The sequence below is a fragment of the Cohnella sp. genome (genome assembly GCF_041641335.1).
In the GTDB taxonomy this organism is placed as follows: Bacteria; Bacillota; Bacilli; order Paenibacillales; family Paenibacillaceae; genus Cohnella.
On record NZ_JBEPYQ010000148.1, the window covers coordinates 1 to 11,825 of the forward strand.

Sequence of the window (11,825 nt, forward strand, 5' to 3'; positions counted from 1 at the left end):
CGGATCCGTCTCGTTCCGTTCGAGTCCCGGATCGTCGTTCAGGCGAGAGTCGAGGTAGAAAGCGGCGATCAGCAGAGATACAAAGAGGAGCAGGCTGACCGCGATTTGACGCAAAGGCATTGAGAATTCCCTCCATTGATCCGCCAGAACTTCGCTTGTTCGGACGGCAGGCCTATAGAATCAGTGTTTCCCAGGCCTGCGGAGCGATATACGCGGATCGCATTTCGGAGGAGCCTGCCACAAGCGGATTCCTCTTATTTTCGTTTCATTTGCCATCTACCTATTCGCCGGAGCCGCAGCCAGAATCGGGAGCTTTAGCCGAACCGGTCCGGAGCGGTGTTTCTCCTGAACTCCTTGGGCGTAAGCCCGGTCATCCGTTTGAACAGCTCGGTGAAGCTGGCATGTTTGCCGTAGCCTACCGCTTGCGCCACCTCTTTGATTCCTTTCCTCGAATTTAGCAGCATCTCCTTGGACTTCTCGATACGAACCGACTGCGCATACTCCGTCATCGTCATTCCGTAAGCCCGCTTAAAACCGCTCGTCAATGCGCTTGGACTCATGTGGGCCAGCCTGGCCAGAGCGTCGAGCGGCTGCTGCCGGGCGTAATGGCGCCGGATATGCTCGCGCACCGCTTCAAGGGAGTCCAGATCTCCGTCCGAGCGACGAGCCGAGGCGAGATGCGCTTTCCGATCCAGCCCCCACTGTACGAGCCAAGAGACGATTTCGAGCACCTTGCTCTCGTAATACAGGCTGGCCATCTTGGCCGACGGCCGGAAAGAACGAATTTGCCTCAGCGCCGCGGCGGCTTCAGGGATGGCGACGCTGCCGTCCAGCATGGAGCAGATTTCGGGCAGCGCGCGAATTTCCTCCGCGAACCTTCCCGGCAGCACCCCCTTATAGAAGGCGGGCATCAGATTGATTCCGACGCTGCGAACGGGAACGCCGCGGGAAACGAGCATTTGGTATTCATGCACGTACCCGACGTAGCCGGCAAGGCTCTCGCCGCCGCAAGCCGCGCGTCCGTCCGGCAGGGAGGCGGCCGGTTCCCCGTAGATGCCCACGTTCAGAAACGACGGCTGATCGTACCGAAGCGACACGTCGCAGCGGAATACGAGGTCGTTGATCGTAATCGCGAACAGATGGTCGACCGGATACACCCAGACCGAGCCGGCGCCGAGCGCAGGATCGAGCTCGTAGCGGACGCCGCCGCCCGGTTCGCAATCTTTCGCAAGGGAGAAGCCTATTTTGGACAGATAGGGCAAGTACAAGGAATCGAGTATGCTTTTCAACGATTGTCCCTCCTCCGATTACCGCGACAAAACGGAAAGCTTCCGCTTCATGACGAAAGGAATGCGAAGCTATTGAGACCTGCCTTCGTTTAATTGATAATGATTATCATTTCCGGCTGGCTATGAGTGAAATTGTAGCCAACTTCGGAGAAGAAATCAATTATGGAATCAGCGGAGGGAAAGAAGATGAAACGAGTTGCGGTTACAATTTTGTTAAGCGGTCTGTTGGCGGTAACGGCTTGCGGCCAAACGCGGCAGGCCGTCGGTGAAGATGAAGTCAGAACGGTCGACAGCGGGCGAGGCCGGAGTATCGAGATTCCGGCAGAGCCGCGCCGGATCGTCGATCTGTCGGGCTCGACGGAGGAACTGCTGGTGCTGGGCGTCAATCCGGCGGCATCGGCCAATGCCGATTACGGCGATCCCAAGCAGTTTTCGCCGACGATCAAGGAGCGGTTAAGCGCCGACACGGTCAATCTCGGATGGTATGGAATGCCGATCGACCTGGAGGTCGTCGCGTCCGTCAAGCCGGATCTGATTCTGCTGGGCAAGCTGTTCAACGAAGAGTTGTACGAACAGCTGTCCAAGATCGCCCCGACCGTCCAAGTGCCGCATCCTTATTACGAGTGGCGGGAGCGACTGGTTTTCCTGGCGGGGCTTTTCGGAGAAGAGGACAAGGAGCGGAAGTGGCTTGCCGAGTACGACCAAAAAGCGGAGGAATGGAAGAGCAAGCTGCAACCGGCCGTTCGCGACGAAACCTTCGCGGTGATCGAAACCTACCCCGGCAATATCGTTATCTACTCCTTGTCGGGCGTGGCCGAGATCGTCTACCGGGACATGGGGCTGAAGCCGGCGGAAGGCATTCCGGAGCCCGAACCGTGGGGAGGGCTGGAGACCAGCCTCGAAGCGTTGACGTCCGTTGACCCCGACCATTTGATTTTCCTGGAAAACAGCGAGAACAAAATGGAGGACAGCCCGGTATGGAGCAGCATCAGCGCGGTGAAGAAGGGCAACGTGTACAAGATTACGAACGTCGACAACTACAACTACGCCTTCACGGCGCTTGGCCGCATGGAGCTGCTCGATCGCATCGGAACGCTGATTATGGATAAGCAATCCTGATCGAGCCGGGTGATTAACGGATGAACGCCAAATCGGAAGTGTCGGGATTGCTGCAAATCGCCGGAGAGAAGAAGGGACTGCTGATCGCGGCAAGCGTCTTCTCCGTTGTGTCCAGCCTGCTGCAGATCGCTCCGTTCGCGGCGGTGTACGTCATTGTCGAGGAACTGTTGAAGCATGCGGGGAACCCGGCCAGCTTGGACAAGGAACTTCTCCTGCAAGGGGGAGTTGCCGCGCTGGTTGCTCTGGCCGCGGCGCTGGCCGCCATGTACGTCAGCGTCATGTGTTCGCATATTGCCGCCTTCGATATTTTGTATCGGCTCCGCGTGCGGCTGGCCGAACATGTCGCCAAAGTGCCGATGGGTTACCATACGACAACGGCAACCGGAGAATTGAAAAAAATCATCGAAGTCAGCGTTGAGAAAATCGAGAAGTTCATCGCGCACCAGCTGCCCGACATCGTCAGCGCGGTCGCGGTCCCGCTGCTGTTCGTCGGCGGCCTGATCTGGCTGGACTGGAGGCTGGCTCTTGCGCTGCTCGTTCCGATCGGCTTCGGTTTCTGGCTGCAGGCGCGGATGTTCGGCAGCGAAGGCGGACGCCGGGCGTACCGGGAGTTCCAGTATGCGACGGAGGAGATGAACGCGACGGGCATCGAATACGTTCGGGGAATGCCCGCGGTCAAAGTGTTCGGCGTGAAGGCGGACGACTTTCTCACGTTCAGGTCGGCCGTTAATCGCTATCGCGACCTTTCGATCCGCATTACGGATCTGTACAAAACGCCGTACAGCGTCTTTTTCGTGCTGACCAGTTCGCTGTTTACGTTCGCGGCGCCTGTAGGCGTCGCTCTGGCGAGCGGCGGCGCGGATAGCCGTGCGTTCGCTGTGACGTTTATTCTGTTCTTGATCGTAACGCCAAGCTTGTCTGCGCCGCTGCTGAAGCTGATGTATGCGGGAGGCGCGATGAGGGAGATCGTGGAGGGCAACAAGCGGATTGCCGCCGTTCTGGCGGAAGCGCCCGTCGAGGAGCCTCTTCGCCCCCTTGCGCCCGTCTCGTACGAGATCTCATTCGAACGGGTGTCGTTTTCATACGACAACATGGAGAGCAAGGATTACAAACCGGCGTTGAGAGCAATCGATTTCGTCGCCAAGCAGGGAGAAACGACTGCGCTCGTCGGCCCTTCGGGCGGCGGCAAGTCGACGATCGCGAATTTGCTTCTGCGCTTCTGGGACGTGCAGGAAGGCGTCATTAAAATCGGGGGCGTTCCGATTCGCGACATCGGCACGGAGAAGCTGATGGAGACGGTGTCCTTCGTGTTTCAGGATGTGCATCTGTTCTATGACACGATCGAGGAGAATATCCGGATGGGCAATGCCGCCGCGTCGAGGAAGGATGTAGAGGCCGCGGCGAAGGCGGCCTGCTGCCACGGCTTCATCGAGAAGCTGCCCGGCGGCTACGATACGAAAATCGGCGAAGGCGGAACGTATTTGTCCGGAGGGGAGGTGCAGCGGATCGCCATTGCCCGGGCGCTGCTGAAGAACGCCCCGATTCTCGTGCTCGACGAAGCGACCGCCTACGCGGATGCGGAGAACGAGAGCAACATTCGAAAGGGGCTGGCCGAGCTGGCGATAGGAAAAACGGTGCTGATTATCGCTCATCGGCTATCTGCCGTTCGGAACGCGGAGCAGATTCTCGTCGTCAAGCAGGGAGAAGTCGCGGAACGGGGAACGCATGAGGAGCTGCGGAAGCGGAACGGGCTGTACGAGCAGATGTGGCTGGCCCATACGAGCGCGGCTTCCTGGAGACTGGGAAGGACGGGAGCGCCGATTGCCGCCGGCACCGCCGCGAGGGAGGGGAGCGGGCAATGAATCGTTACTTCTATAATATATCGGGCGGCCATGTCCGCAGCTTGCTGCCCGCCGCCTTCGCCGCGCTGCTGGACGGAATCGCGAAGGTCGTTCCCGCGGCGCTGCTGGTCGATCTGTTCCATACGGTTTATCGCGCTTTTGCCGAGCCGGAAGCGGGACTCGATACCGGGAGGCTGTGGGCCGCGTGCGCCGCTCTGATCGCTTGGCTGTTCGTATCGTACGCGGCGTATGGAAGGCTCTACGACAAGTCGTACAAGACGGCCTACCGCTTGGCGGCGTCCGGCAGGCTGAAGCTGGCCGAGCATCTGCGCCATCTGTCGCTGGGGTATTTCGGCAGGCGCGATCCGGCCGACACGACGAACCTGCTGCTGAGCGACTACGGCCAGGTCGAGCATACGGTGTCCCACAACGTGCCGCAACTGATCAGCGGGATCGTGCTGCCGCTGCTGGCGTTGGCGGGGCTTGCCTTCGCCGATTGGAGGATGTCGCTGGCGATGTTCGCCGCCGTGCCGCTCGGGCTGCTGCTGCTCTGGCTGACGGATTCGGTGCAGGCGCGGTTAAGCGAACGCCATGTCCGGGCCAAAAACGAGGCCGCGAGCCGTCTCCAGGAATACTTGGGCGGCATTCGCGAAATTAAAGCCCATCGTATGGGCGGAGAGCGCTTCGAGCGGCTGAGGCTTTCCTTCGAGCGGCTGAAGCGGGCCTCGATTCGGCTGGAAGGCCGGATGGGGCCGCTCATTATGGGCGCGATGCTGCTGACCCGCTCGGAACGATATGAACATGATCGGGGAGATGGCTCATCACGGGCCTGAGAATTTATTTATTGCGATCATGACGCTGGCCGGTTCCTTCGCGCTGATGCTGGCGATCAAGGACGCGGACCGTATCGTCGTCGTGACCGAGGAAGGCATCACCGAGCAGGGTCGCCATCGCGAACTGGTCGCCGCGGGAGGCGTATACAGCCGCTTGCACCAGGCGCAATTCGGGCAGCTGGCGTAACGCCGCTCGACGAAACCGCAAAAAAACGTCAGGACAAAACGCTGTCCTGACGTTTTTATATTATCCGATCATGCCGTAGCCGAAGCCTCGCACCGTCTGGATGAGATCGCCGGAACCGGACGAAGCGGCGTTCATTTTTTCCCGCAGGCGCTTGATGTGGGTGTCCACCGTTCGGGAGTCGTTCTGGAAGGCGTATTTCCACACCGCTCTGATCAGCTGATCGCGGGAGAAAGGTTTGCCGAAGTTGGCGGCCATGTAGTAGAGCAGTTCGAACTCCCTGACGGTCAGCTCCAGTCTGGCTCCGTCCACCGCGACTCTTCGCGTGCTGGGGTCCATTCCGAGACGGGGGAGGGAGATCGGGCTGACAGGTCCCGCTTTGGGCAGGCGATGGCCCTGCGCCGACGTACGGTACAAAATTCCGCTGATGCGATGGACGACCTCGCGCGGGCTAAACGGCTTGGCCACAAAATCGTCCGCTCCTGCCCGGAAACCGCCGATTACGTCCTGCTCGCTCTCCTTCCCGGATACGAAGACGACCGGCGTGTTGCTCCCGCTTTTGATAATATGACACAGTTCCAGCCCGTTGATGCCGGGCAACTGGATGTCGAGCACGACCAGATCGAAGCTTCTGCTCGAGAGACGGCGCAGGGCGTTTAAGCCGTGCGACTCCTCCAGAACGCTGAAGCCCTCTTGTTTCAGGTAGCGGCCTAACGTACTTCTCGTATGTCTTTCCTCGTCGACGATCAATATTTGCGCGGTGGACATCGACTTGCCTCCTTATCGTTCGCTTACGCGGACCGCCGGCCAGCAAGTCAAGTCGCACGATGAAGGCTTTTCTGGCCTGCGCGCTCGTTTGCGTCTTCTCGACAGTCCCAGTTCACTGGACAATAGATAATGATAATCATTATCAATTATAATCGAAAAAATCGTTGAACTCAAGGAGGCTTGTACAAGCGGCAGCGGGCGAGTGGCTGGAAAATATTATCGTAACGAGCCGTGACTTGCGTCAGATCATGCGGAATAATCATTTGCATACCTGTTCCGATTCCACTATAATTTAATTGATAATGATTATCATTGATAATAAACGGGATAAGGAGGCGATGTACCGTCATGAGAAGAGCCGTATCGCGTGACACGATCGAAGCCACTATCATTTATATGAAAGGCCACTTGCAGGAGAAGATCACGAGGGACCAACTGGCCGCGCTGGCCGGTCTGACTCCGGAGCATTATTCGCGGGTATTCAAGAAGTATACGGGGCGTTCTCCTTTCGAATATATGATGGGTCTGCGCGTTGAGCGCGCGCTGGAGCTGCTGCAGATCTCTCCGATCAAGGTCAAGGAGGTGGCCAGGCGGGTGGGCGTAGACGATCCCTATTATTTCAGCCGCATGTTCAAGCGGATGACCGGCGCGGCCCCGTCGGACCGCAAAGGCAAGAAGGCGCTTGGCCAGTCGCCCCTGACCGAACTCGGCTGAAGCCGATCGTCGACCCGCGTTCCCCGATCCGTCAATCGCCGCCCTCCGGATTCCGCATCCGGCAGGGCGGCGATTGTTCGTTTCGGAACAAGGAGCCAATGGAAGCCGCTTCGCCGTCAGTAGAGCTGACCGTCGAGGGAGAGCGGGTCGTTGAATGGAAACCGGCAACTGCGAATCGATCTTCTCTCCCGGACGAATTGAGAGATGTCTGACTTTCGTTGAGTAGCAGACATAGTATTTTTCATCTTTTCGGGTTTTGTCTTCATCATGCCAGAAATGATAATCATTATTAATTAGATAGGTGTTACCGCTTGTCCGCAACGCCCCTTGTATTGTATAATCGACAGGGAACAAACGTTCGTTGCGAGAGGGGGATACCGGTGACCGAGAGATGCGGTTGGGTAAACGAGGATCCGCTGTACGTCGAGTATCACGATAAGGAGTGGGGAGTACCCGTTCACGACGACCGGAAGCTGTTCGAAATGATCACCCTGGAGGGAGCGCAGGCGGGGTTGAGCTGGTACACCGTGCTGAAGAAGCGCGAGGCGTACAGGCAAGCGTTCGACGGCTTCAACTTCGAGAAGGTTGCGGCGTATGACGAGTCGAAGGCAGCCGAGCTGCTGCAGAACGAAGGACTTATTCGCAACCGGCTGAAGATCGCCTCGACGATCGGCAACGCACAGGCGTTCATGCGCGTACGAGAGGAGTTCGGCAGCTTCGATCGTTACATCTGGAGCTTCGTCGGCGGACAGACGATCGTCGGCCGCTGGCGGGAGCTGAAGCATGTGCCGGCGCGAACCGGCATTTCCGACGCGATGAGCAAGGATCTGCGGAAGCGCGGCTTCAAATTCGTCGGCAGCACGATCTGCTATGCCTTCATGCAGGCGACGGGTATGGTGAACGATCATGTAATGAGCTGCTTTTGCTATAGAAAGGCCAGATAGAACCGCATTGGGTCGATATCGAAGGCATGTGCCGAAGAACAATTGGCAACAGAGCCGCTTGCGGTGAGCTTGTTCGTCTGCAAGCCCGGCGTGAAAGGTCTGCCCGCGAGCGAATTTTCGTATTTGGGATTTCGGGGACGTTAACCGGAAAGGAGGGTTCGCGGTATGGCGAGATCGGATGAAGGGCAGGCCGTTGGGTTGCCGCCCGCGGTATGCTTAACCGAATTGATCTGCGTCATGGACGGGACGTCTACCGAAGGGCGGCCTTCGATCCCGCGTCCCGGGGTTCATTCGCTGTTCGTTGCGACGGAAGGCCAAGGGACGTTAAACGTCGACGGAGAACCTTTCGCGGTCGCTCGGAGCAAATGCCTGATTGTGCCCCCTCATCGATCGCTTCGGATCATGAGCGAGGGGATGTCGCCCCTGGGCTTGTACCGGTTGGATTTCTGGGTCGAGCGGGACGAGGATGGTTTTTTCGGAAGGATAATAGAAGCGACCTTCGAACCTTTTGCCCCGTTGAACGATTGGCTGCAATCGCTGAATTGGAAACGGGAGCACGGTTTGGTCTCGGACCGGCTGGACGCCTTCCAGGAACATATCCGGTTTCAGCAGACGTTGTATGAGATCTTGAGCCGTTCGAAGGCGGATGCTCGCGATTCGGATGCTCGCGGAGTCGTTGAACGTACGATCCGGCATTTAAACGAACGCTTCCACGAACCGGTCACCGTTGAACAGCTCGCGCGAATGGCCAATATGAGCAGGCGCTGGTACGGCGCTTTATTCAAAGAGATAACGGGTCAAAATCCGATCGATTATTTGACCGAGCTTCGCATCCGCCGGGCGAAGGAGCTGCTTCCTCTTCATCCGGGCAGTCTTTACGAGGTCGCCCGTCTTGTCGGCTTCCAGGACGAGCATTATTTCAGCCGCCGGTTTAAGCAAACCGTCGGGATGTCTCCGCGAGGGTATGTTCGGAATCGGCGTTATGTGGGCATTGCCGTGACCTATCCGGAGCTTCTGTATTCGCTTGGCGTTACGCCGGTCGCCGTCCCTAAGTTCGCCGGCGGCATTCCCGCATATTTGGAGGGGCCGTTCAAGGACTTGCCGAGGCTTGAGGATGAGAGAACTCCAGATTACGAGAGAATTCGTTGGGCCAAGCCCGATTTGATCCTAGCTCCCGCCTGGAAGGATCAACGGCATTATGAGGAGCTTTCCCGGATCGCTCCGACCGTTCTGCTGCCGGAGAGGGAGGATTGGCGGGATGAACTAAGGGATATGGGGGATTTGCTGGGAAGAAGAAAAGAAGCCGAAAAGATCATTCGGAAATATGAGGCAAAAGTGGCCGGCGCGCGACAAAAACTGCGCGTAATGGTTGGCGACGAGACCGTGATGTATACAAGGTTGACAAGAGAAGGTATCGTCGTTTTCGGCGAGCATTCGAGCCGGGGAAAAATGATTCATCGCGAGTTGGGGCTGAAACCGGCCCATTCCATTCAGAACGCAAGGCCGGGTATGCTCATGACCCCGGAATCGCTGTCGGCCGTAGATGCCGATCATATTTTTCTTCATCTGGATCGACAAGACGCGGTCGTTCGAAAACGATACGATCGGTGGTTAAAGAGTATCTGGCAGAACGAGACAAACGCGGCGAAAAAGCAAGTCTATCTCGTGGACGATAAGGTGTGGTACAATTTTTCGTTTTCGCCTCTCTCGACCAATTGCGCCATCGACGATATCGTCTGCAGACTGGAGAAGCGTTCTCGACAGGTATGAAACGCGTTATCGATGTTTGAGTTGTTCGACATCGGCTTCAAGCTGAAATTGCCGGCGGTTTAAGATCTCGATGGAATATTCATGGCGATTAAGGGTCGTCTTGACTTCATTGAATCGATCAGTGATTTCATTGCGGATGCCTGTCTGCCCGGCTTTCAGGACTTGAAGGTCTGTACGGGTTTCTTCACGGAATTCGCGCAATTCGTCCCGCAGCGATTTCTGCTCCGATTCGATGCCTTCGAACCGCCGATCGACGTGGTCGAAACGCCGGTTCACGTCTTGTTTGAAAGATGCCTGCTCCGATTCGATGCCTTCGAACCGCCGATCGACGTGGTCGAAACGCCGGTTCACGTCTTGTTTGAAAGATGCTTGCTCCGACTCGATGCCTTCGAACCGCCGATCGACGTGGTCGAAACGCCGGCTTACGTCTTGTTTGAAAGATGCCTGCTCCGATTCGATGCGGTCAAGACGCTGATTAACCGTTTGGATTTCGCTCAAAATCTGATTCAGAATTTGTTCGCTCATGAACGGCTTCCTTTCTGCACGGAGTATATCTTATTATACCATAGCACAAAGTGAAAAGAAACGTGTGTTCGTATATCTTGAGCCAATGGAACAGCTGAATTTCGAATGAAAATTCATCACGTCTAGCGCCAACGGCTTCGGCCCGATTAATCGCACTTCCCAAATGTACAAATTTTCGTTCCGTATCCTCCATACAACAATTTCATTGAGTTATTTATAATGAGAATGATTATTATTGTCGAATGAAGATGGAGGAATACACAGAATGTCACGAACAAGCAGAATCATTGCAGGTTGGGCAGCGGGGATATTTTTGTTATTGGGTGCCGCTTGCGGTACGAGCAATCCGTCTTCGTCTCCGGTTTCGCCGGGAGGAGCGGAGGCAACGGGAGAAAACGTGAAGGCGACGTCGGAGAATGCTGCGTCTGCCTTACCGCCGCGTACCTTCAAGAGCATCAAAGGAGATATCGAGGTCCCTGCGGAGCCTGGCAGGGTGATCGGAACGACGGTGACTTACCCGGAATTCTTGTACGCGCTGGGCGTCATTCCCGTTGCGGCGGAAAGTTATCACGAGCAATTCCCGTCCTATTTCCAAGGGGCGTTCAAGGACGTATTGAAGCTGGGGAACGTCGACAGTCCGAACTTCGAAGCGATGTTGGCCGCGGATCCGGATCTCATTTTATCCCCGGCGTGGCGGGACGAGAACAGCTACGACCAATTGGCGAAAATCGCTCCGACGGTGCTGCTGCCGGACCGGGACGATTGGCGAGACGAGCTTCGGGATATTGGGGAGGCGCTTGGCAGAACGGATCAAGCCGATCAGGTAATCCGGGAATACGAGCGCAAAACGGCGGAGGCCAAAGAAAAGCTTCACGCGTTGATTGGCGACGAAACGGTCAGCTATATGCGGATCATTCCTAAGGGAACCTTTATGATAGGCGAACAATCGAGCAGGGGAAAAATCATTCACGGCGAATTGGGCTTAAAGCCGGTAGCGGCGTTTCCGCAGAATGAGGGCGTTCTCGCGATCTCTTTGGAGATGCTGCCGGAATACAACCCGGATCATATTATTCTCCAAGTAGACAGCGGCAACGAGGCTGCGGCAGCGAAGCAAGCCTACGAAGAAATGTCCGGCAGCGCGATATGGAAAAGTCTCAACGCGGTCAAAAACGGACGAGTATACCTTGTGGATGATCAAGAGTGGTTCAACTTCGGCTTCTCTCCCGTAGCGAACGCCTTTGTCATCGATGAAATCGTAGACGTATTTGAGAAGCACAATTCCTAGGACGGGGTCGATTATCGATGTATGAGCCTTTAGCCCAATCCGTGCGGGAGAGAAGAACGATCAGGCAATTCCGCCGGGACCCGATTCCGGACGAGGTGCTGCTCAAATTGCTGAATGATGCAGTGTATGCGCCGTATCATTCCGTCAAGGAGCCGTGGCGATTTATCCTTTTTTCTGAAGATGGACGGAAAAAGTTTGCCCGCGCCGTTCTCAAGACCTACACTCGGCAGGAGCTCGAGGAGTACGGCGAGAAGGCGGAGAAGGACTATTGCGAGAACGCGAACGCGCATCTGATCGTCGTCGTCAAGGAAGAGCCGCGGCCGAGAGAAGCCGAGGAAGCTCTATTGGCATGCGCGGCGTTTATACAGAACTTTCAGTTGCTGGCGTGGATGGAAGGGATCGGAGTCGTCTGGAAAACTAACGAATACAATTGGGATCCAAAATTTCGCCAAGAAGTCGGAGTGAAGTCCGGAGAGAAGGTGGCCGGAACGCTTCATCTTGGGTATTATTATCCCGACAAGAACCGAAACCCCGGCCGCGGCGGCGGGCGGAG

The 11,825-nt window shown here is 56.7% G+C and carries 11 protein-coding genes and 1 pseudogene; 9 read left to right on the forward strand and 3 right to left on the reverse strand.

Features of this window, described 5'->3' with window-relative positions; translation table 11 throughout:
- Positions 1-314 precede the first annotated feature (314 nt).
- Positions 315-1,289: a helix-turn-helix transcriptional regulator gene (locus tag ACESLM_RS29370; RefSeq protein ID WP_372638004.1), complete on the reverse strand. Its 975-nt coding sequence runs from the start codon at positions 1,287-1,289 to the stop codon at positions 315-317.
- A 186-nt stretch (positions 1,290-1,475) separates the two neighbouring features.
- Here ACESLM_RS29370 and ACESLM_RS29375 point away from each other — a divergent pair, with 186 nt between their 5' ends.
- The 4 genes and pseudogenes from ACESLM_RS29375 to ACESLM_RS29390 all read left to right on the forward strand — a co-directional run.
- The gene (locus ACESLM_RS29375) at positions 1,476-2,408 is read left to right on the forward strand and encodes an ABC transporter substrate-binding protein (RefSeq protein ID WP_372638008.1); all 933 of its coding nucleotides are present in this window, start codon (positions 1,476-1,478) and stop codon (positions 2,406-2,408) included.
- 20 nt (positions 2,409-2,428) lie between these two features.
- Positions 2,429-4,270, forward strand: a complete 1,842-nt coding sequence (locus tag ACESLM_RS29380) for an ABC transporter ATP-binding protein (RefSeq protein WP_372638011.1) — start codon at positions 2,429-2,431, stop codon at positions 4,268-4,270.
- Entirely contained in the window at positions 4,267-5,082 is an 816-nt protein-coding gene (locus ACESLM_RS29385) for an ABC transporter transmembrane domain-containing protein (RefSeq protein ID WP_372638013.1), read from the forward strand. Before ACESLM_RS29380 ends, ACESLM_RS29385 begins: the two co-directional genes overlap by 4 nt.
- A gap of 46 nt (positions 5,083-5,128) precedes the next feature.
- A pseudogene (locus ACESLM_RS29390) lies at positions 5,129-5,269 on the forward strand (hypothetical protein); the annotation flags it as partial.
- A gap of 60 nt (positions 5,270-5,329) precedes the next feature.
- Here the strand turns inward: ACESLM_RS29390 and ACESLM_RS29395 are convergent.
- A complete protein-coding gene (locus tag ACESLM_RS29395; RefSeq protein WP_372638016.1) occupies positions 5,330-6,034 on the reverse strand; it encodes a response regulator transcription factor in 705 nt (234 codons plus the stop codon).
- 348 nt (positions 6,035-6,382) lie between these two features.
- Here ACESLM_RS29395 and ACESLM_RS29400 point away from each other — a divergent pair, with 348 nt between their 5' ends.
- From ACESLM_RS29400 to ACESLM_RS29410, 3 genes are all read left to right on the forward strand, one after another.
- Positions 6,383-6,748 (forward strand): helix-turn-helix domain-containing protein, encoded by a 366-nt coding sequence (locus tag ACESLM_RS29400; protein WP_372638018.1) that lies wholly within the window; start codon positions 6,383-6,385, stop codon positions 6,746-6,748.
- Between the two features lie 380 nt (positions 6,749-7,128).
- Positions 7,129-7,692: a DNA-3-methyladenine glycosylase I gene (locus tag ACESLM_RS29405; RefSeq protein WP_372638020.1), complete on the forward strand. Its 564-nt coding sequence runs from the start codon at positions 7,129-7,131 to the stop codon at positions 7,690-7,692.
- Between the two features lie 165 nt (positions 7,693-7,857).
- Positions 7,858-9,462, forward strand: coding sequence for an ABC transporter substrate-binding protein (locus ACESLM_RS29410; protein WP_372638023.1), 1,605 nt, complete (start codon positions 7,858-7,860; stop codon positions 9,460-9,462).
- Positions 9,463-9,468: 6 nt separating this feature from the next.
- Here ACESLM_RS29410 and ACESLM_RS29415 read toward each other — a convergent pair whose 3' ends face one another.
- On the reverse strand, positions 9,469-9,960 hold the full coding sequence (locus ACESLM_RS29415) for a hypothetical protein (RefSeq protein WP_372638026.1): 492 nt from the start codon (positions 9,958-9,960) through the stop codon (positions 9,469-9,471).
- Between the two features lie 520 nt (positions 9,961-10,480).
- Between ACESLM_RS29415 and ACESLM_RS29420 the strand changes: the two genes are divergently transcribed.
- Entirely contained in the window at positions 10,481-11,272 is a 792-nt protein-coding gene (locus ACESLM_RS29420) for an iron-siderophore ABC transporter substrate-binding protein (protein WP_372638029.1), read from the forward strand.
- 17 nt (positions 11,273-11,289) lie between these two features.
- Positions 11,290-11,825, forward strand: a 536-nt coding sequence (locus ACESLM_RS29425; RefSeq protein WP_372638031.1) for a nitroreductase family protein, incomplete at its 3' end; no start/stop codon positions are given.

What these genes read in the sequence shown, in the direction of transcription:
- ACESLM_RS29410 (WP_372638023.1), top strand. Translation starts at nt 7,858, where the DNA reads ATGGCGAGATCGGATGAAGGGCAGGCCGTTGGGTTGCCGCCCGCGGTA.
- ACESLM_RS29395 (WP_372638016.1), bottom strand. Translation starts at nt 6,034, where the DNA reads ATGTCCACCGCGCAAATATTGATCGTCGACGAGGAAAGACATACGAGA.
- ACESLM_RS29400 (WP_372638018.1), top strand. Translation starts at nt 6,383, where the DNA reads ATGAGAAGAGCCGTATCGCGTGACACGATCGAAGCCACTATCATTTAT.
- ACESLM_RS29375 (WP_372638008.1), top strand. Translation starts at nt 1,476, where the DNA reads ATGAAACGAGTTGCGGTTACAATTTTGTTAAGCGGTCTGTTGGCGGTA.
- ACESLM_RS29385 (WP_372638013.1), top strand. Translation starts at nt 4,267, where the DNA reads ATGAATCGTTACTTCTATAATATATCGGGCGGCCATGTCCGCAGCTTG.
- ACESLM_RS29380 (WP_372638011.1), top strand. Translation starts at nt 2,429, where the DNA reads ATGAACGCCAAATCGGAAGTGTCGGGATTGCTGCAAATCGCCGGAGAG.